This window comes from Chamaesiphon sp. VAR_69_metabat_338 (genome assembly GCF_031423935.1).
In the GTDB taxonomy this organism is placed as follows: domain Bacteria; phylum Cyanobacteriota; class Cyanobacteriia; order Cyanobacteriales; family Chamaesiphonaceae; genus Chamaesiphon.
The window spans coordinates 1-20,464 of record NZ_JANPGM010000146.1 but is presented as its reverse complement, the minus strand read 5'-3'; the positions used below and the strand labels follow the sequence as shown (position 1 = coordinate 20,464).

Here is a 20,464-nt window from a genome sequence, read left to right as displayed (position 1 = left end):
TCAATGGATGGCCCTGGCATCTGAACTTGGCGGCGCAAGTCGGGATTTTTTTGGTTGACGGAGTGACCTTTCATCTGCTCCTCCTGATTCCTCTTTTCTCTACTTTAACGCCACTTTGAGGCTTAAGTTGACACCACTGCCTTTCATCTGCTCCTCCTGATTCCTCTTTTCTCTACTTTAACGCCACTTTGAGGCTTAAGTTGACACCACTGCCCTTGTGGGTACCCTCATATCTACGTTATTGTCAAAGTTTTGCTGGCTGGCGGCTTATATTCAGGACTGACGATCGAAATATACGGATCGCTGAGATACCTATTTGCAGCAGTTTGGAGTTGAGTGGTAGTAATTTGTTGAATGGCATGGTTAAACTGCACGTCAAAATCGATACCCAATCCCAATAACTCGTACCAGCCGTAAGTTTGGGCTAATTGGCCGTTGGTTTGTTTGCCCAAAGCGTATTGACCGAGGAGTTTATCTTTAGCGGTTTGGAGTTCGGCATCGCAGAGCGGTTCCATGCACAAGCGATCGACCTCAGCGCGTAAGCCGCTGACGGCAATGGCGGTATTGCTGGGGTTGGTGCCCATATACACGGCAAAGTGAGAAGTATCCAAGCGAGTGGGATAAAAAGCCGAAACATCATAGGCAAGTCCGCGTTTTTCGCGCAGCTCGACAAATAAGCGGCTGGACATGCCATTGCTCAGGTAGCTATCGATTAATTTGAGGGCAATACAGTCGGGATCGTGGATGGCTGGAGCCAAGTAGCCGAGCATGACGATCGCCTGTTGGGTGGATTGATGTTCGATTTGGTATTGAGGCTGAGTGGCCACATGTGCGGGTGAGAGCGTCGGCGGATCGATCGCGGGAATCTCCCAATCGCCAAATACTTGCGTCACTAGATCGATCGCTTCATCGGGGGTAATCCGCCCTGCAAGGCTGATAATCAGTCGATCGGGACGAATGTGAGTCTGATGGTAATCGACTAAGTCCTGGCGGGTAATTTGCGCCATTGTCTTTGCCGATCCGAGACTCGATCGCGAGTAGGGGTGTTGGCCATATAGTGCCGTCCGCAGTTGGCGATAGGCATTATTAAACGGTTGCTCGGTTTGAGATCGAATTGCCTGAAGGATCAGCTTACGTTCGAGTTCGATTTGGTCGGGGGGAAAAGTTGGTGTTCTTAAGATCTCGCTAGCTAACTTAAATATGTCCCTCAAATCTGATTTGACGGTCTTCAAACTCAACTTAATGTAGTCTGTAGTCGTGTCCGCACCTAGTCCCGCACCCACAGATTCGATGCGATCGGCAATTGCTAATGCCGATAATTGCTTTGTCCCCTTGGTAAGTAGCGATGTCAGCAGTTGGGCTAATCCAGCTTTCGCAGCGGGTTCCCAGCGACTGCCAGCCGGTATGAAGAATCGCCCAGAAACAATATCCGCACTGGGATTGGCGATCGTTAAAACTGTAATACCATTAGCTAACTGCCGCCGCGAAACTGGAGGATTAATCATTGGTGAAAATAACGCTGGATACTAAATGCACGATTTAAGATCCAAGCTACACCATATTTGTAATTGGATGCAGTTCGATCGTCTCAACTTAGGCAAAAACTTCAGCAATCGTCTGCTGGATCGCCATCGCTGCGGCATAAGGGTCGGGAGCGAGCTTAATCGGTCTACCGACAACGATGTAATCGGCTCCATTGGTGAATGCCGTGCGGACATCGACGGTACGCTTTTGGTCGTCGCTGGGTGCTTCCTCCGTATTATCAACCGGGCGAATTCCTGGTGTCACCACCAAAAAATTGGCGTCTAAATTGGCTCTAAGTGCCTTTGCTTCCCGTCCCGATGAGATTACCCCATCGCAGCCGATCGCGAGGGCGCGTTTGGCTCTAGACAGCACTAGGGCATCGGGATCGCAATCGAAGCCCAGATCGTTGAGGTCGCCGCGATCGAGGCTAGTCAATACCGTCACGGCGAGGATCTTCAGATCTTGCTTCTCACGCACGGCTGCTTTTAAAATCTCATCATTACCATGCACGGTGACAAAACTAATCCCGCGATTGGTAAGTTGCCGGACTGCCGAGCCGACAGTTTGGGGCACATCAAAAAATTTCAGATCGACAAAAACTTTTTTATTGCGCGCAAGTAGCCAGTCGATCGTTTCAAAATATTGTCCGCCCAAAAACATTTCTAATCCCAGTTTGTAAAATACCACCGCATCGTCGAGTTGGGTGACGATTTGTTTGGCAAGATCGCTAGTTTCGACATCCAAAGCAAAGATTAGTCTTTCCTTGGGGTCGATGTTTTTTTGAGAAAGATAGGTAAGCGGTTCTGACATGAAACTGTTCGATCGCGTCGCAATAATACTCTTCAAGTTTAGCGGCAAACGTATACCAAAAGCGTCTGGTGGTAGGGGTAATTCATGAAGCGGCGCATCGAACGGGAGGTTCCCTCCCGTTTGTGTGCGACAAGACAGCGATTTGTGCTCGTCGGGTTCCCCGACGGTTTAGCAAATCAAGACATACCCCTACCACCAGACGCTTTTGGCGAAAATCTTATATTTCGATTAACCTCTAGCCTCAGCCGCTCTTTGCTCGTCTTGAGTTTGGGGCGGACGGTAGCCGTGCTCGAAGGCAAATCTCACGAGCTGCGATCGATTTTCTAAGTTTAATTTGGTGAGAATATTACTCAGGTGAGTTTGGACGGTACGCGGACTGATAAACAAGCGTTGGCTGATTTGCTTGTTGGTCAAGCCCTGAATTACTTCCCAGAATACCCGCGCTTCGGCTGGAGTCAATGGCAGATCTTCTTCTGGTTCTGGCTCTTTAACTGGAGCGATCGAATCTGTCGAATTGTCGCTGTATTCTGTGTCTCCCTCCCGATCTTCAGGGACTTTCTGCATCAGTCGCACCATTTCCGAGTGAATGCGGCGCGAGCGTTCGAGTTGGGCTTCGATTTTAGCTAGCAGTTCTAGCGGCTCAAAGGGTTTGGTGATATAGTCATCCGCCCCGATATAGTGACCTTGAATCCGATCTTCGAGATCTTTCTTGGCTGTGAGAAAGATAAAGGGGACTAGCTGTCCCGGTCTAGTGGCGCGGAGGCGGCGACAAAATTCTAAGCCATCCATTCCTGGCATCATGATGTCCGATACGACCAGATCTGGGGGATCTTGAGCGAACAGTTTTAGCCCCTGGACGCCAGAGGTCACAACCCTGACTGAATAACCCCGCTTTTCGAGATAGCGAGTCAGTACGGTCTGCAAAGTTTTATCGTCGTCTACTAATAATATTTTTTTCACGTTTCGATCCTTGGGGTCACAACGATTTGGTTGAGAAATGGGGTAAGAATAAAAATTAATTTAATTTGGGAGTGCTGTTTATTTATCTTGAGGATAAGCATTTAGCTATACTCGATCGATTGTGACGAGTGCTGAGGCACACCGAAATCGCCTATCTGCCTTATATATACATACATACAACTATACAACCAGGAAAGTTACTTAAAGATGTATGCAAAAGTTTTGTAGCCAATCCCCAACGGGGGTGTTCGCCTGCTTAACAGATGAGCTGATGCAATCTTGACAATCCTATTATTCCCTGTATTGGGGAAGATAGCACAGGTATCAGTATCGATCGGGCGATCGATACTGACGAAAATCGGCTGTAACTAATACTGATAGCGAGACAATCAGATTGTGCGACTCGGTATTTATGTCATTAATGAAATACGCGATTTGAACGGCGTCGATCGGTAATTACCTCAGGATACATCAATTGAGAACGCGAAGCGGCAATGGAGATGGCCGCTCGCTCGACGCGCTGAAGTCGCTAGTTGGGAGCAGCGCGGTGCATTATTCCCGACAGTAGCATTGGGGGCAACAAATGGCGATCGATTGTGGCGCAGGCAGACTCGATCGATACCGAGTCTTGCTTATCCCCCAACATGGATACCGGGACGACGAGTTGGATCTGGCTCCGCCCGTCTAATTACTTCCCGCGTCACGACGGCGGTATCGCCCTCCCCAAACAATAAGAACCGCATTAGGTATTGAATGGGATTACCTTCTACCCACCCAAAGTAAGCATGAGGGTAGCGACCGTGCTGATTGCGATCGCGAATGTCGAGTAAGATTGCGGCGATCGTATTGGGGACTGCGGCTCCTTTGGCACGGAGAATTCGATAGTTGCCTACGGTAACTCCTTGGACTTCGATCGTTTCGACAAATTGGGAAGCATCAGAGATCTGAATTTCCAAGAATAATACCGAATCTGTCTCGGGGATATGATTATCGTCGCGGACTTCGCGTTCCTTTTCATAGTATTCTTTTTCATCCCCAGCTTGCTTGCGATTGGCAATTAGCCGCACCGTGCCTTGACTGTCTTGGGCGATAAAACTTTGGGCGACTTCATCCATCTGAATATTTTCGACCCGCAGTTCGGTCGATCGCATCACGCGCGAGATCAGAGATGTGGCGACGATCGCACCGATAAACAAACTGGCAATCTTCAGACCGTCAGGTCGTTCGACCGTATTGGTAATCGTCGTGTAAATAAATACCAGCGTAATTAGGCCAAACATCAAGGTTTTGCCCAATGAGGGGTTGCGCCCATTTCGCACCGAGAGGGTAACGGCAAATGCTGCCGAACTCATCAGTACCAATACGCCAGTAGCGTACGCTCCACCTTGAGCCTCGACATTGGCTTGAAACACGATCGTCACGATAAAGGCCACGAAGGTAAAGACCAATACCAACGGACGAGTGGCTCTAGCCCAATCTGGAGCCATGCCGTAGCGTGGTAAGTAGCGCGGCACGATATTTAGCAGTCCGGCCATCGCAGAGGCTCCAGCGAACCACAAAATGGCGATCGTACTTAAATCGTAGACAGTTCCAAACCCATCACCTAAGAACTTGTGACTTAAGTAAGCTAACGCCCGACCATTTGCAGGGCCACCAGCCTTGAACTCGGCAGCAGGAATCAAGACTGTGGTAATCAGACTACTCGTGAGCAAGAAGAAGCTCATGATTAGTGCTGCCACTGTCAGCAACTTATAAGTGTTCTTAATCCTGCCGACGGGATTTTCTTCGGTTTCGCCTGGATTGCCTGCGACCAGGGGCATCACAGCTACCCCCGTTTCAAAACCCGATAAACCTAATGCCAACTTAGGAAATAACAGTGCTGACGCTGCCACCATCATTAACGGGTTGCCATGAGTGCGGAATAGCTCCTGTTGCCAATTGGTTAGAACGATTGGAGCTTGGAGGACATGCTGCATCCCGACAACAATCACGATCAGATTAAGACCGAGATAGAGTAACACCAAAACCACCGCTAGCCCGACCGCTTCCTGGAAACCGCGCAGAAACACGATTCCCAATAAAGCAATCAGCACCAAGGTGATAATTACCTCATTGCCTTTTGCCCATTCATGTACGAGCGAATTTTCAATAATGTGGGCAGAGGCGTCAGCAGCCGAGAGGGTGATCGTGATGATAAAATCAGTAGCCACAAATCCCAATAAACATAGGACGAATAACTTGCCCTGCCACCAGGAGAGGAGCTGTGCCAGCATCGAGATCGAGCCTTCGCCGTGGGGACTGATTGTCGCGACCCGTCGATAAATTGGCAACGCACCAAAGAGAGTAAGTAGGACTAAAATCAGGGTCGCGATCGGTGAAAGCGAACCGGCAGATAATGCGGCAATCCCGGGCTGGTAGCCCAAGGTCGAAAAATAATCAACCCCAGTGAGGCACATAACTTGCCACCAGGCGTGAGTCTGATGATGGTGTCCGCCATCCTTGGGACGATTCTCATTTAGCAACCACTGACCGAGGAGGGTGCGCTTTTTCACAGTTGGCATATTAGCTTCAGCTTGTTAGTAAGCTTGGTGAGATGACATTAATATGGAAATCGGGGCGCGATGCCTAAGGCTAAGATGCCTCAAAACACCAGTGTTGGTGCTGGCAGGTTGAGTACTAAACAGTGAATTGTTTATCGATCGAATCCAATTATCTCACCCTTAGCGATGCGGGTAAAATTTCTGGGTGATTTGGCAGCACTGGATCTAGACGAGGAGATGGCTTGCAGATCGCTCGACTGTTTGCAGTGCGCCTATTAGCGGGATTTAATTAACAGTTCGCTCTGAATTTACGCTGCTGTCACTAGATAACTCGATCGAATCATTTGGGTGTCCTGACGATACTTGCTAGCAGCTTCGAGTAGATCGGTTAGTTGTGCCAATTCTAATCTCAGTGGCTTGTGAGTCGCCGCAGCCAACCACGGCCAGATGGGTAGTTTGGCAAACATGCCCGCCCACAGTTGATTGGTACCGACACTCAGGGGCTGAAAATACGGAAATGGCGACGGGGGCGATTGGGGCAGTTGCAGCGGTGCGCCAGTCAGCAGCGAATTATTCATCATTGGCGATGGGCACAATAACACCACGCCACCACTAGGATCGCGTTCGACCAAGATGAGATGACCAAAATAACCAGCAGAGATATCGATCGAGACCGATGTCCGCGCGGCGATTGCCCGTGCAAACTTAGGCCGATCGATTTCGGCACTTGTGTCTGGTGCAGCCAATACTAGCCCAAAGCGATCGTCTGCATCTGTCGCCAAATTCCACAATAGCTGCCACTGCGATTGGAGCGTTCGATCGAACCATTGTACGTCTGTAAAGAAATCCGCCCGATCGAGCTTCAGGCCATAGAACACCGCCGCCCAAGTATCTTTATCCAGCCTTTGACCGTTGAAAGCTCTTCTGGCAGTCGGTTCGCCCCTTAGTTCGGGAACTCTAGCGAGTAATTTTTTGGCAGTCCCAATTTTGCGAGTTGTCAACATGGCTTGCCACTTGACCCGACTGCCTGCTGACATTTCGATCGACGGCACCACAGGAGCGACGCTAGCTTGAGCCGATCGATCCGAACTAGGAGTTTGCATGGCATCTAGTAATTAGTTCTGTCAAATACTAGAATTTTACTGCATTTACTCGATCGTGCGCGTTGGGTGTTGGTTTGTCGATGTGTCGATCGCCTCAAATAGGAATGTCTTATTGAAATCGAGGGACATGTTTGTAGAACCTATTTGAGATCTTTTGAACGAGCTAACCGATATTGGTGGGGAGGGCGGGTTCGCTTGGAATTAATCGTATTCTTTAGAAGTTTATAGCATGAACTCGCCCCTACGGTTTATCTATGAAAATGACCATACATGAATTTAATGTGTATGAATTTATAGATCTGTAGGGGCGAGTTTATGCTGGCTAATATCGATTGGTACAATCGATATCGTTGGCGAAGCCTACCGTAGGTACACGAACCCGCCTTCCCCAATAGCGGCGGTTTTATTCAGAGGCTCCCTCAGAACAAAAAACCGACAAGACAGAAGATTTCAAATGAGTCAAGTAGGTAGATTAGATTGTAATTAACTCGATCGAAATATCATGCCATTCCAGCTATAATTACTGTGCAGTCCATTTGCCGCTACGTTTGGTTAATGTAATCTCTACATCTCTAGTTGTAATATTAATGTCTTTACTACTATAAGTGTATTCATATTTCTCTGGCACGACTTGATTGTTCCGATCCAGAACCTTTTTACTGCCAAAGCTATAAATTCTTTCAATTTCTGTAACACTTATAATGGCATTTTTCTCAACCGATTTATCTGCGATCGAAGAAACCAAGGAATAAGATATTAATTTGATTGCTTTGACTTCATAAAATCTTGTAGCCCCAGTAGCCGAAGGATATTCTGGGCCTTTGTTTTTCTGTTGATACTTCTTGATAATTGCCTGCTTGATGTCTTTTAAATCTGCGGCAGAGATATTAGTTGTCTTTGCAGAATTTGCTCGCTCAGCGATTAAGTTTAATTGTTTTTTTGAATTGCGATCGAATCCCCGATCGCCAGCATGAACAATACTAGCGAATGAGAGTGTGCAAGCGATTGAGGTAGCAGCAAGAATAAATGATTTCAGCATAAATATTAGAAATATAGCTTACACCATTTAATTTACCCATGGGGTCGATCGCAATTAACATCTGCTCCGACTTGTAATCCTCGCTGTTGCCAAATTTGGATACACAAAAAGCCCGATCGAATGCGATCGGGCTTGTTTAGATGTGCTAATTCAAACTACTTAGCAGGAGCCTGGGAAGCTGGTTTATCGCCAATTTTATGCGAGACTTCAGTGCCACCTTCGGATAAAACGATCGTCGGGGAAATCGTTCCGCGATCGTCGATGCGTTTGACTACGATATTGCTGTTGGCAATCTTATCGCCGACATTGACATAGCGACTGAATGTTTCGTTTGGCAACTTGACAATAACTTGAGTTTTGCCTTCGACTTCAATTACGCCAGATACTTCTACTGCCTTCGCTTGTAATGCCTGTTCGGCACCTTGTGGCGATCGAGCGGCAATATCAGTGGGACGAGGTGTTGCTGAGGGATTAGACCCCATATTTATCGGACGCAGGACATTGCTATTGCCAACTTTAGTGTTGCTGGCAGTTTTAGCTGGAGTGGCAGAATTTGATGAATTACTTGGCTTAATCGCAACAGTAATTTTTGGTAACTTTCTGTTGATGCCAGTTCGAGGAATTGATGAGATGGATGTATCGCCATAGCGAGCGATACTCGGTTCTGCCGTAGTTGTGCCCTTGCTAGCAATTGGAGTGTTGCTAGTAACTGTCGCAATTTTAATTTTGGGCAATGGGCTGTTTACACCAGATTTGACCGCAGGTGCGGCATTTTTGATGGTAGGTAGTTGACTAGTGGCAATTTTCCCTGTGGTGGGTTGTGGTTTGCCAGATTGACCGAGGGGATCTTTCTCAGTAACGCCGCTTGGTTGAAATGCTAATGTCGCAAAGGGATTGGTACGGCCTTTGGCAACAGTCTTCGCCCAATTTTCGCCATTTGTGGGGGGAATCAAACCAGCGGCGACATCTACCGATACTGGCTTGACAGCAGAAGTTTTGGGTTTGGCTGCTACGGCTGGCGCGGGTGCTGCGGGAGTGGGTGCAGATGCTGTTGGCGCGGGAGTGGTGGGAGCCGCTGCTGCTGGGCTAGGAGTTGGGCTAGCTGAAGCCGTGGGGCTGGGGGCTGGAGTCGCAGCAGGTTTGCTATCGCCACAACCAGACATCAAAATCGCTAAACTACCGATCGCACCTAGATAAAACCAAGATTTTTGCATGACTTTCTATACCTCGCTTCCCTGAATATTCATATACATATAACTTCGATAACAGTCGGGATAATTAGACGTTTACTCTGCGCCGTTCTGTCTAGCCGTGCAGCTTCGCAACAGCTAATAACTTGTCTATTTTTATACTACCCAAATCTCTGGCTCCACTATCGCAATTGGGGTTTAATTTTCGATCGATCCCGATCGAGATCGTTACAGCATGTCTAAAAAATCTAATTGCTTCATTCCCAGGGGGATTTTCTAGGGTTTGAGCTTAATAGAATGGTGTTGCTAAATTGATGTATGAAGCATAGATTTTGCCCTCACCCCCAACCCCTCTCCCAAGCTTGGGAGAGGGGAGCCAGAGCCGGAGGATCTGGCGGGGTGAGGGCAAAGCATACCTTAAATCAGCAACACCAATAGAATTGAGTTTGTAGACATGCTCTGAGATTGGCGAGAATAAAAACTCGATCGAGTGATACCTCGATCGAGAAATCATCGCGAACATGATTAGTTTTCGTTATTCACTAACATTACTTTGAGGACATTTAGTCCTTTTTTCACATGGCGGGAGACAGTGATCACACTAATATCCATCCGCTCGGCGACTTGTTTTTGAGTCAGATCGTGCAGAAAGACAAATTCGAGAATTTGGCGGGTGTGTTGTTCGAGTGTCACCAAACTTTGTTGCAGGCGCAACCGATCTTCTTGCGATAGTTGAAAGCTCTGGTAGTGACGATCGGGTAAAAGATCTGCTAAATTATGAGCTTCCTCATCATTACCCACCGGACAGTCCAAGCTAACTGGCTGGCGGTTTTGGTACGCCATCTTGATTTCTTGCCACTCCGCTAGGGGAATCTCCAATGCTCGCGCGATCTCGGTTTCTGTCGCCGGACGTTGGTATTGAGCTTGCAAAGTTTTGGCGATCGTCCCAGCTTGTTGAATTAGCGCGAACCAACGACGCGGCATTTTTAAAACCGAACTCTTGTCGCGAAGATAATGTTGGATCTCACCTCTGATATAAGGCATCGCAAACGTACTAAAGGCAAAACCTTTAGCAATTTCAAATTTATCGATCGCATTAATCAATCCAATACTCCCAACCTGAAGTAAATCGTCATATGTTTCTTGGCATTGATTCACCCAATAGTGTGCCTCTTTGCGCACCAATCCCATGTTTATTTCTACAATCTGATTCCGCAGTCTTGCTTTGCCAGTCTGTTGGTATTCACGCAGTAATTGTAAACTGTGGTGCTTCAGATCGCATTCTAAAACGGTAGTCATGACGATTTTTCTAGTTAAAAGTTGATAGTAGAGCGCAAAAAATGCAAGACGATCGTTAGATTTTGGGACTGAAACTAACGATCTCCCAGTAGCCATCGTCCAAAGTAAATTTGAACTAGTACTGAGAAAGTGGCGGATCTAAATCTGGTTCCAAGTTGCGATCTCGATATCGGCTGCGTACTCGGCTTTAAAGTTACATCGATCGATTCAAAATTTTTAAATTCGGTTGGGATTGGTAGTCGGAATCGGTCTGAAGATCGAACCGATCGGGTTGAAGTTTAAGGTACTATTTATCTAGTAGACTGCATTTTTTTCTAGTTACTTAATCGCTCTCGACTCAAGCTAGAATATTCATTCACCCTGGCTTGTTAAGTTTAATCTCAGCATTGGTAAAATTCCATCAGTGGGATTACTAGTTGTCATGGTTCGAGTAAAGTTCGATCTAAGGCTATGCGTATTTATACTGAATCGTTTAGTTTTGAATGTTTATGATGGACTTGTTTATATTGTGAATGACGATCGAGCGAATGGTTGCGATCGCATCACTAGCTCAATGTCGATCTCGATCGCAATCTGCCACAAAATTTGGTTGTCGATCGATTGGGGAATGAAAGGACTTAGCAGCGCGCGGGAGCAAGTTGAAAGTTCAACTACTCGATCGCACCCCGCACCCAATCGATTAAGATGACGAAATAATACTATTAGCTCAATAGCGATCGTGACTGACAAAATATCGACAGAATCCAAAACCTCAACAGCCCCCGCCGAGCCTAGCTTTGGCTGGAATGAATATGCCGAGCTAGTTAATGGTCGCTTTGCGATGGTGGGATTTGTGATTTTATTAGGATTGGAATTTTTTACAGGACAAGATCTCTGGACATGGCTGGGTTTGCGGTAGAGCGGGGAGCGGCGTAAAGACTGCACCTCATCTCGATTCAGATCCCCGACTTCTCGAAGAAGTCGGGGATCTGTTGTCTGTTGTGTTGTCTAAATACTATTAAGATCCAAAAAAGCACGGTCTGTGAGCCTCACAGACCGTGCTTGTTAGTTTAAAAGTAGTGTTTAGTATCGATCGGGGAAGACCACAGGCTCTGCGCCGGAAGGGGGCAGTCCTGAAGGTGGATCGATTGGTTCGTAATCGACATAATTGGCAGTCGTGCCTTCACCCTGTCTGGTATCGTCGCGATCGTTAGTCGGTTGTGGGCGATTCTCGCCTCGGGAGGCTTCGCCAACGGCGCGGGGGCGACGGCGGCGAGGTTGGGACTCTGTAGCATCTGGATTGGCAGCAAAATCTCGTTGGCGAAGCCCCTCGTCTGGAGAATCGCGCGTTGGCTCTACTGGATCGGTGCGTTCTGCCGAGCGTCTATTCGATCTCCGTGCGGAGCGATCGGCATTCAGATCGGCATCGGGCAGAGCGCGGCGCACTGGAGCGGGTGCGTCAGATTCATTCCAGTCATCCTCATTATCCCAATCATCGTTAGGGCGACGGGCGAGGGAACTAACTTCCGCGCGGGCTGCTGTGGTACGACGGCGGGGTGATTCGTCGGCATAGCGATCTTCGGTTAACTGTCTGGTTGCCGAACGACGACGGGGTTGCTCGTCACTATCTTCATCGACACGGCGATCGCTGCGGCGAGATTCGTTACGAGCGGTTGTGGCAACGCTGTCGCCTTTAATCCGGCGACTATTGCGGGGTCTGTCGTCTAAATATTCGCGGTCTTCAATTTCGGCTTTATAGCGACGGCTGACCGGACGCTCATCTACAATTGGGCTTTTTTCCTTGGCTTGCTCGTTAAGAATGCCCCGCATTTTGATACTTTCATAAGCAAAGTAGATGGCGGAACCACTAAGTAATAACTGTCCGAATTGGAGGATCGGATCGAGTCGCCAGCCTTGGAAAATCAAAATAAAGCCGCAAATAATCCCGATCGCGGTAAAGGCGATGTCTTGATCTCGCGACAATTCGGGACGGATGGAACGCAGGAAATACAGTCCCGCTCCAGCTATGGCCAAAATAATTCCCAAAAAACTGGCTGTGTTCAGCCCAAAATTAACCATTAATTTGCTCCAAATTTAAAGCACGTCCACAGATTTCGATCGCCTCCACAACTCAGTGTGGATATCAGCGATCCTAGCAATTTTTAGTTGCAATGTGTGGTAGAGCAGCCTACCTTCTCTAGTTTGCCTCGATCGGTGCCATTCGTCCATCCGTAGATCGACCAATTTTGACGCCGCAAAACCTCAGCTTGGTGATAGCACCCAACTGAGGCTCGATCGAATCGATGTAGTGAGACTAGAAGCGTTGAACCTTATCTTTTTGACTGATGAAGATCAGACCGATTGTCGCGGGAACTACGATAATCAACCCGCCAGCCAGTAGGCTGTACATGAAATTGGCCAATGAGGGTGTCATAAACTATTTTGTCCTGAAGATCGAATTAAAAAGAATCTTTCCTCTAATTCTAGCTACTTAGTTGACCGCTGAGAAGTCTTTGTTCAAATTCAGTTGGGAGTGGGAAGCAGGGAGCGGGGAGTGAGTAGATGGAATGTATTTACTCCAAAGTGGTGAGAGTGGTATGTGCTCGATCGAGATCGAGGTTGGGGGTCGATCCCGATCGATTGTTACGCTCTAGCCGTGAAGATCGACTGGATTGCTATGATAAAGCAGTGGCAGAATATCTACTGCTCGATTACCAACTTTATCTCGATCTGTTTTGGACTAATGATCTCGAAACTGAGCAAGTTCTGTCGATTTTGCACGGTCATGCTATTTACAGCAGTCGCGATCGTGGCGGTGCTACAGCCACAGCTATTCTTAGATCGGCTGGCTCCCTCACAATCTGTCCTCAATGGTACCCTTCAGCTGCCGGAGCTACAACAAATTGCGACTCATACCCCTGTGCAAGCGTGGAGTGAGACTGGGGCAACCGTCCTGCCCTTAGCTGCCCAAATCATGATTTTGCGCAATCCTCAGGGAGTTGCCTTAGATACCACTCAAAAAGGCTATTTGCGACCGTTCTTTGGCGATTTGGTCGATCGAGTCACCGTCGTGTATCGGGCGCAATTACTCGATCGATGGTCGCAAGGTGGTAAGGAAACTCATATCGGCGGTGTAGATTCATCTGCTCAAACGTATTGCGATCGGATCTACATTCGGGCAGACTATCAACCGCACGACACCGATCGATTGGTACTGCTCGCGCACGAACTTACTCATGCCCAACAATGCGATCGCGCTGGCGGGATCGGGAAATTTGGCGAACTTTATTTTAGTGGCTATTATCACGGCGGCCAAACCTATCAAGACAATCCACTAGAACGAGCCGCCCGCAAAACCGAACGAGATTTCACCAGGCAGTTGTGCAACCGATTGGCTTGTCCGCCACGCGGTGGGCGATATTATGTCAATTACAAAGGCTGGGGAATTAAACTCCCCGTAGATATGTAAGCCTGAAACCTTAGGGTACCCACAAGGGGAAGCCCTACACAATTAATCTGCAGCAGGGTGGTTTCATACAAGAAAATAAAATGCATAAATCCCAGTGCTTAGTCTTCAACCCTTCGCCCTCACCCCGCCGTCGCCTCCGGCTCTGGCTCCCCTCTGTCTTGTCTCGCTGTCTTGACCCAAAGCCATGGGTCGGGAACCTCCGCGTGATTTGGGTCGCTGTCTTGACTCGCTTCCATGGTCGGGGAACAAAGGCGGGAGCGAGTCGCTGAACCGTCGGGGAACAAAGGCGTGCGCGAGCCGCTCCCAAGCTTGGGAGCGGCGCATCGAACGGGAGGTTCCCTCCCGTTTGTGTGCGTCAAGACAGAGGGGCTGGGGGTGAGGGCAAAAGGCTGACATGTTATATTTAATTTCGCCTAGATACCTATTTATCGATTTCTGACTTCATGCGATCGAGTGTGAGATTCATCTGGTCGAACATTTGCAGGGGTGTCATCCCAAATTGGCTCATTTGGGTATTCATCTGCTCGACAGTCATTTTCGCCATGAAGTCATCCGACAGCTCAAACCTTTTCATGAACACTTTGTAGCGATCGAGTAAAGTTTCCATCTGCTCGATAAAGACAATTTTACCGTCGCGGTCAAATTTACCGTACTTACTACCGAGCTGGGTGAGCTGTTGATAATCTTCAAACAACTGTTTAGCTTCTTGCTGGATGATGTCAGAATCAAAAAATCCCATGACGGAGAATTAGTATAGAGTAATAAGGTTAAACTTGAGAGCAAAGGTATCGCTATCTATGCGTCTACTTGCTATTTTAAGTCAGTCTCTAACTAAGTGAGAACTGCGGTTTCCCGTATTTGAGGGTCGGTTTATGTTCGATCGCACTACACCGAAAAATCGCCAATTGGCTGTCATTTTAGCATTCGCGAGTATGACGATCCCAGTGGCGGGATTTCACAAATTTTATCTGGGACAACCCGTCTGGGGTGTTGTCTATCTATTATTGTCGTGGACGCCGATTCCGCATATTGCTTCGGCGATCGAAGCTGTTTGGTATCTTACTCAAGATAGTACCCACTTCGAGAACAATGTTAACTTGTCAGTAGCCAGCAATTTGGCACCAAGCGGCAGTACACCCGCGATCGCCACTATGGCAGAATCGATCCGCGAATTGGATAAATTACGGGCGGATGGCTTGATTTCTGAATATGAGTTCGAGCAAAAACGCCGTCAATGGCTCGATCGGGCTTAATGGCTCCGCTATCTCTCATCAATTAACTGGAACTTAATTATGGTCAAAATTGTGGGCATTGCCGGTAGTTTGAGAGCGGACTCTTATAGTCAAGTCGCGCTGCAAATCGCCGCTCAAAAGGTTGCAGCTCTGGGTGCCACCGTCGAGATTTTAGATCTGCGACAGATGCAGTTGCCCTTTTGTGATGGCGGCGACGACTATCCCAATTATCCAGATGTCAAGCGGCTGCAAGCTACCGTTGCTAGCGCGGATGGCCTGATTTTAGTTTCGCCCGAATATCATGGCAGTATCAGCGGCGTGCTCAAGAATACCTTGGATTTGATGAGCTTCGACCAGCTTGCCGGCAAAGTAACGGGATTTATTAGTATTCTAGGCGGTCAAAATAATAGCAACGCGCTCAACGATCTGCGCGTAATTCTGCGCTGGGTACACGCCTGGTCGATTCCCGAACAAATCGGCATCGGGCAAGCATGGCAAGCATTTACACCTGAAGGTACAATCTCAGATGAGAAGCTCGATAAACGCTTCGATCTTTTCGCCCAAAGTTTAGTAGAAAATACCCGCAAGTTGCGCGGTGTTACTTGATTTCATCGGATCTTAGCCCTTAAGCCACCCCTATAAATCCCTTGACTCACGATCCCGCTCGTACCGTTCAATTCTTTTTTAAAATGTCCTTGCGATCGCGTATTGCTGAAGATCCCTATTATCGGTTTAAGTCGGCATTTGAGATTGCCGTTGCCGCCGATCTAGGGGTCAAAATTGATGTCAATCAAGCGAGTGTCGATGATTGGCTGCGATTGCCCGGAATTTCGATCCATCAAGCTCGTCAATTAGTGTCTTTGTCTCAGGCGGGTGTGGCTTTTTATTCGATTTCCGATCTGGTGGCTGCACTCAATATCCCGATCGCGCGGCTGCAATGGCTGGCTCCCGTCCTGAGTTTCCAATATTACGAACTGGCGAGTGCGTTGCCAGCAGTCAAAATCGATCGCGCCACTGCTGCCGAACTCGCTCAGATTCCCCACATTTCGCCCGAATTAGCCACGGAAATCGTTACCCAGCGCGAGAGTGGCGGGAAGTTTACCGATCTGGTCAATTTTCAACAACGCTTGGGCTTATCTGGCGAAGCGATCGGGCAATTGATGCACTATCTTCAGTTTTAAGTAGGTGAAGTTCTCAAATCAGCGACTGGAGAGCGGTTAAGAGTCGATCGTTTTCCGCGATCGTCCGCACGGCTACTCGAAAGAATCGATCGCCTAATTCGGGGAAACTGATACAATCCCTCACCAAGATTTGGTGCTGTTGGAGCAGTTTAGTTTGAATGGCTGTGGCAGATTGCGCCGATTTGACTAAGATAAAATTGGCTGCACCTGGATAAGGTTGCAAGCCAGGGATCTGGCTCAATCCTTGAAATAGGCGATCGCGTGCCGTCTCCAGCCAATCCCATGTTTGCTGTTGAAACTGAGTGTCACCGAGGACGGCAATTGCGGCGGCGGTGGCTAAAGTATTGACCGGCCACGGATCGCGCCAACTTTGCCAGCGTTCGAGGCGATCGGGATGGGCGATACAATACCCCAACCGCAATCCTGGCAAACTATAAAATTTGGTGAGCGATCGCAAGACGACTAGGTTGGGATGTTGGGCGATCGCGGGAATCAAACTTTGTTGTCGATCGGGTGGTAGAAAGTCCATGAAGGACTCATCTACGACTACCAGTTCAAATTCAGACAGATAAGATAAGATCGTCTCCTGCGACCAGATTTGGCCAGTTGGGTTGTGGGGATTGTTGACGATCAGTCCGAGAGAATGCGGGATAGCTGTCGGTAAATGACGGAGGGCAAAATCGAGGTCGCCAATTGCGCCATCATCCATCATCATCGATCGAGCGATAATTCGCGTCCCAAAGGTTTGTAGCGATCGCCAGTAGTCGCCAAAAGCTGGCGTCGGTAGCAGCGTAGTGTTGAGCTTGGAAAACTCCCAACCAGCCCAAGTCAGAAGTTCGGCGGCTCCATTGCCCGGTAGTACCCAGTCAGGATCGATATTGTGGTGAGTGGCGATCGAGCGGGCAAGTTCGGGATAGGCCGGATTGGGATAGCTGGCGATCGTATCGAGGTGCAGCTCAATCGCGGCGAGTGCAGTTTTGGGAGGGCCTAATGGACTGATACTCGCAGAAAAGTCTAAGATCAGAGAGGGGGGACAGCCCGCTACTGTAGCTGCCCAGCTTGGGTTCCCCCCATGTTTTGGTCGATTCAAGGAATACTTCCGAATTATAGATTCAGCTAAGTTAAATTAATCGTCAGCAGAAACTTTGTCTTTGAACAATTTACCTGCAGAGAATGCGGGTACTTTGGTTGCGGGAATTTCCATTTTCTCGCCAGTTCTAGGATTGCGACCTTCACGTTTTTGACGGTTTCTAGGCTCAAACGAACCAAATCCAACTAGAGTCACTTTGTCACCTTTCGATACCGCTTCCATAATCGCTTCCAAGGCTGCTGACAATACCGTGTCGGCCTGCTTTTTGGTTACGCTGGCTGTTTCGGCTACGCGATCGACTAATTCACCTTTATTCATGTGTAAATCTCCATTGATGAGTTTGTAGATGGATGGACACGGCACTACTCTTGAAGTCTGTGCGCTCCGATCCGAGTGTGAGAAATAAGCTTGGTGGCTAAGAAATGGCTCAGGGGCGCGTTAGCTCACTAATACATTATCAGAGCTTGCACAAATTCTAACGACTTTGCGGGATTATCTTCACAAGCGACGATCGCGAGTGAGATCTGCGACAAAGTTGCTGAAACTCTCATGCAATATTATTTCCACTGCATTATTCTAATGTCTACATGTCCGATCTGGATCGCTGAAAGCTTTAATTTATGTTGATTTTCATGATTTTGCGTATTATTTATGTAAATTTTGGCCAAAAATAGGGGTTTAGCGGCTCAGGAATGGAGCTTTAGTGACTAATTGCTAGTCACTCATCACTCAACCCGAACCACCAAACCCCCAATCTAGACTTCTACTAATTCAGAAATACTATTGCTGAGCTGAGTACAGATCTGAGGGTACCCACAAGCGGCGTTTTTTATTCGGGGGTTCCCCCCGAATAAGAAAAACGGCAAGACGGGGCACCCCTACACAATTAATCTGTAGGGGTGCCCCTGTCTTGATGCAGTTGCATGGTCGGGGAACCCGACCGCACTGCATCGCTTGTGGGTACCCTAGATCTAAGCTTTTACTGTAAACCTCGAACCGTTTGGATCTATTTGCCCATCATCAAGCGCGCATCAACTCCAGGCGTGTATGTAGCCTGACCTTTGTTGTCATTAAGAATCTGTGGGGTAACTAAGACAACCACTTCCTGACGGATTTTGGCTTTACTAGTACTGCGGAAGAGGATACCCAATAGCGGGATGTCCCCGAGAACGGGTACTTTGGTAACAGTACTCTGATCGGATTCTTGAATAATCCCCGACAAGATCAATGTCTGACCGTCGCGCAAGCGGATTTCGCCAGAGTTCAACGTGCGAGACCGTAACAGACTGATGAGATTTCCGTTGGCACTACTGCCGTAAGTATCACCGATCGAAGATACGGTTGGCGATACAGTCACCGAAACAAATCCATTGTCATCAATGCGGTTGACTAGTAAATCGAGGATGATGCCCGCATTTTTAATCAGATAGGTTTGGGTCGTAATCGGCGGGGTGGTATTGCTGATCGTGGTGGTGAGGCCAGCAACCACTTCTTGAGTCAAGTTGACAGTCGATCTTTGACCTTCTTGAACTACCAAGGTGGGGTCGGTTAAGATTTTGCCATTTTTATTGGCGATCGAAGCTTGAACACTGGCGAAGATCTGAGTGGGATTGAGAGCAGAGCCACCAAAGTTCAAGGTTGCGTTACCACCATTCGAGCTGAAAGAAGTATTCCCACTTTGAAAGTTAAAGTTGGTGCCAAGACTAGCGTTGTTGTTGAGCGCGATGTCTACTACTTTAACGTTGAGGGCGACTTGACGACGGCGGGCATCTAGTCTAGTCAACAAGGCTGTTGCCATTTCGACCTTGCGCGCGGTACCAACCAACGTGACTGAGTTTAAGCGATCGTCAGCACTGACCGACAGACCTTTTAAAACCAGCGGGCCGTTTTCAGTCGTCGCTTTGAGTGTTTGAATTGACGAGCTGCGAGTTTCGACGACTTTAGATAGAGCCGAGCCAGAGACGGTGCTGCCAGCAGCTTGTGCGATGTCCGTACCCACACTGTTATAAGTTGTGGTATTGAGGGCAATTTGGGATTCAGCACCTTGAGTCGCCAAGAAGTTAGCCGCCGCAGTCGAAGACACTTGATTGAGTCGGACGGTACGGACGATCGTTTCTTTGACAGAATCGGGTAACTTGGCACCAACGAAGATGGTGTTACCGATTCGATTTGCTTCTAAGCCGCTCAATTGCAGGACATAGTTAAATACGTTCTGAATCGGTTCGTTGCGGAATCTCACCGAAACAGATTTATCAGGGGTCGCTTTGCTATCACTACTATCAGAATCAACGACGTTGAGATTGGCTTCAAATGCGATTTGTCTGAGCAATTCGCGCGCCGACTGAGTGGCAGTGACGCTATAGAGTTTTTTAGAATCTAAATTGATTTGGGGCATGGCAGCGTCCATCGTGGAGACGCTGATATCGCCGATGGGTGGTGCCACAGCACGAGGCATGGTGGGAGTTTGGAGTCCGACGCCAGGAGTGGCATTGACACCATCGATCGTGATTTTTGGGTTAGGAACTAGAGGTTGCTGGCTGGGTGCGGGTGGTGCGGGTGGTGTTTGGGCGACTAGATTGCTGCTGGGTGCGGGAGCATCGATTTGCGTCCGCGTGGCAGCGTTGACATGAGCTGCCGATAAAGCCGCAACCGCGCTACCGATCGCCATACTAGTAATAATCTGTTTACGTTTGCTCACTTTAATAATTCTCCTATTCCAGGAACATGTTTACGGGGTATCGATCGATTGTTATCAGTTAGGTAGACAAATGAATTCGGCGATCCGTCATCATCTGGAGATCCTAAAGATCCTTACTTAACTGCTAACGAGATGGAGCCTAGCCAGTTATTTTTTGGCTGCGGCGGCTGGCGGGGTTGCAGCAGCTTGCTCTGTTGGTGTAAGTGGAATCAGAGCTTGGATTTTGAAAGATGTTTTAATAATAGGGTCTGGCTGGGGAATCAATTTTCCTTGGCCATCTACTACTATCTTCTGAGTGGTTTTATCAACATCCGCATGAAAATCTTTAATTAACAGTAATTGATCCAATC

Annotated in this window: 19 protein-coding genes and 1 pseudogene; 5 read left to right on the top strand and 15 right to left on the bottom strand. The window is 48.2% G+C overall.

Translation table 11 applies throughout. The features are described from left to right. Positions 1–233: 233 nt before the first annotated feature. The 8 genes from RMO84_RS04315 to RMO84_RS04280 all read right to left on the bottom strand — a co-directional run bounded on the left by RMO84_RS04315 (position 234) and on the right by RMO84_RS04280 (position 10,465). Positions 234–1,505 (bottom strand): pitrilysin family protein, encoded by a 1,272-nt coding sequence (locus RMO84_RS04315; RefSeq protein WP_310487248.1) that lies wholly within the window; start codon positions 1,503–1,505, stop codon positions 234–236. Between the two features lie 88 nt (positions 1,506–1,593). Next, positions 1,594–2,334, bottom strand: a complete 741-nt coding sequence (pyrF, locus tag RMO84_RS04310) for an orotidine-5'-phosphate decarboxylase (protein WP_310487247.1) — start codon at positions 2,332–2,334, stop codon at positions 1,594–1,596. 228 nt (positions 2,335–2,562) lie between these two features. Continuing rightward, complete coding sequence (locus RMO84_RS04305) at positions 2,563–3,294, bottom strand: response regulator transcription factor (protein ID WP_310487246.1); 732 nt, start codon at positions 3,292–3,294, stop codon at positions 2,563–2,565. 632 nt (positions 3,295–3,926) lie between these two features. After that, positions 3,927–5,855: an amino acid transporter gene (locus RMO84_RS04300; protein ID WP_310487245.1), complete on the bottom strand. Its 1,929-nt coding sequence runs from the start codon at positions 5,853–5,855 to the stop codon at positions 3,927–3,929. A gap of 287 nt (positions 5,856–6,142) precedes the next feature. Further along, positions 6,143–6,937, bottom strand: a complete 795-nt coding sequence (locus RMO84_RS04295) for a hypothetical protein (protein WP_310487244.1) — start codon at positions 6,935–6,937, stop codon at positions 6,143–6,145. Between the two features lie 520 nt (positions 6,938–7,457). Beyond that, positions 7,458–7,976: a hypothetical protein gene (locus RMO84_RS04290; protein WP_310487243.1), complete on the bottom strand. Its 519-nt coding sequence runs from the start codon at positions 7,974–7,976 to the stop codon at positions 7,458–7,460. A gap of 155 nt (positions 7,977–8,131) precedes the next feature. Next, positions 8,132–9,190 (bottom strand): hypothetical protein, encoded by a 1,059-nt coding sequence (locus RMO84_RS04285; RefSeq protein WP_310487242.1) that lies wholly within the window; start codon positions 9,188–9,190, stop codon positions 8,132–8,134. 501 nt (positions 9,191–9,691) lie between these two features. Further along, positions 9,692–10,465, bottom strand: a complete 774-nt coding sequence (locus tag RMO84_RS04280; RefSeq protein ID WP_310487241.1) for an RNA polymerase sigma factor SigF — start codon at positions 10,463–10,465, stop codon at positions 9,692–9,694. A 718-nt stretch (positions 10,466–11,183) separates the two neighbouring features. Between RMO84_RS04280 and RMO84_RS04275 the strand changes: the two genes are divergently transcribed. After that, complete coding sequence (locus RMO84_RS04275) at positions 11,184–11,363, top strand: chlorophyll a/b-binding protein (RefSeq protein ID WP_310487240.1); 180 nt, start codon at positions 11,184–11,186, stop codon at positions 11,361–11,363. A 164-nt stretch (positions 11,364–11,527) separates the two neighbouring features. On the opposite strand, the gene RMO84_RS04270 is transcribed toward RMO84_RS04275, so the two are convergent. Beyond that, the gene (locus RMO84_RS04270) at positions 11,528–12,523 is read right to left on the bottom strand and encodes a Ycf66 family protein (protein ID WP_310487239.1); all 996 of its coding nucleotides are present in this window, start codon (positions 12,521–12,523) and stop codon (positions 11,528–11,530) included. Positions 12,524–12,758: 235 nt separating this feature from the next. After that, positions 12,759–12,878: a photosystem II reaction center X protein gene (locus RMO84_RS04265; RefSeq protein WP_310487238.1), complete on the bottom strand. Its 120-nt coding sequence runs from the start codon at positions 12,876–12,878 to the stop codon at positions 12,759–12,761. Between the two features lie 243 nt (positions 12,879–13,121). Between RMO84_RS04265 and RMO84_RS04260 the strand changes: the two genes are divergently transcribed. Then, entirely contained in the window at positions 13,122–13,913 is a 792-nt protein-coding gene (locus RMO84_RS04260) for a DUF4157 domain-containing protein (RefSeq protein ID WP_310487237.1), read from the top strand. A 421-nt stretch (positions 13,914–14,334) separates the two neighbouring features. On the opposite strand, the gene RMO84_RS04255 is transcribed toward RMO84_RS04260, so the two are convergent. Further along, positions 14,335–14,652 carry a DUF1825 family protein gene (locus RMO84_RS04255; RefSeq protein WP_310487236.1) on the bottom strand — a complete coding sequence of 106 codons (318 nt, stop codon included), beginning with the start codon at positions 14,650–14,652 and terminating at the stop codon, positions 14,335–14,337. A gap of 133 nt (positions 14,653–14,785) precedes the next feature. Here RMO84_RS04255 and RMO84_RS04250 point away from each other — a divergent pair, with 133 nt between their 5' ends. Genes RMO84_RS04250 through RMO84_RS04240 form a run of 3 tightly spaced genes read left to right on the top strand, consistent with a single transcriptional unit; the run spans position 14,786 to position 16,326 of the window. Then, complete coding sequence (locus RMO84_RS04250) at positions 14,786–15,166, top strand: NINE protein (RefSeq protein WP_310487235.1); 381 nt, start codon at positions 14,786–14,788, stop codon at positions 15,164–15,166. Between the two features lie 39 nt (positions 15,167–15,205). Beyond that, entirely contained in the window at positions 15,206–15,751 is a 546-nt protein-coding gene (locus tag RMO84_RS04245) for an NADPH-dependent FMN reductase (protein WP_310487234.1), read from the top strand. A gap of 41 nt (positions 15,752–15,792) precedes the next feature. Continuing rightward, positions 15,793–16,326 carry a ComEA family DNA-binding protein gene (locus RMO84_RS04240; RefSeq protein ID WP_310487233.1) on the top strand — a complete coding sequence of 178 codons (534 nt, stop codon included), beginning with the start codon at positions 15,793–15,795 and terminating at the stop codon, positions 16,324–16,326. Positions 16,327–16,339: 13 nt separating this feature from the next. Here RMO84_RS04240 and cobD read toward each other — a convergent pair whose 3' ends face one another. The 4 genes and pseudogenes from cobD to RMO84_RS04220 form a co-directional block, all read right to left on the bottom strand. Beyond that, positions 16,340–17,416, bottom strand: a complete 1,077-nt coding sequence (gene cobD, locus RMO84_RS04235) for a threonine-phosphate decarboxylase CobD (protein ID WP_310487232.1) — start codon at positions 17,414–17,416, stop codon at positions 16,340–16,342. 36 nt (positions 17,417–17,452) lie between these two features. Then, positions 17,453–17,734, bottom strand: coding sequence for an HU family DNA-binding protein (locus RMO84_RS04230; protein ID WP_309739032.1), 282 nt, complete (start codon positions 17,732–17,734; stop codon positions 17,453–17,455). Positions 17,735–18,422: 688 nt separating this feature from the next. Next, the gene (locus tag RMO84_RS04225) at positions 18,423–20,114 is read right to left on the bottom strand and encodes a secretin N-terminal domain-containing protein (RefSeq protein ID WP_310487231.1); all 1,692 of its coding nucleotides are present in this window, start codon (positions 20,112–20,114) and stop codon (positions 18,423–18,425) included. A gap of 147 nt (positions 20,115–20,261) precedes the next feature. Further along, positions 20,262–20,464, bottom strand: a pseudogene (locus RMO84_RS04220) (pilus assembly protein); the annotation flags it as partial.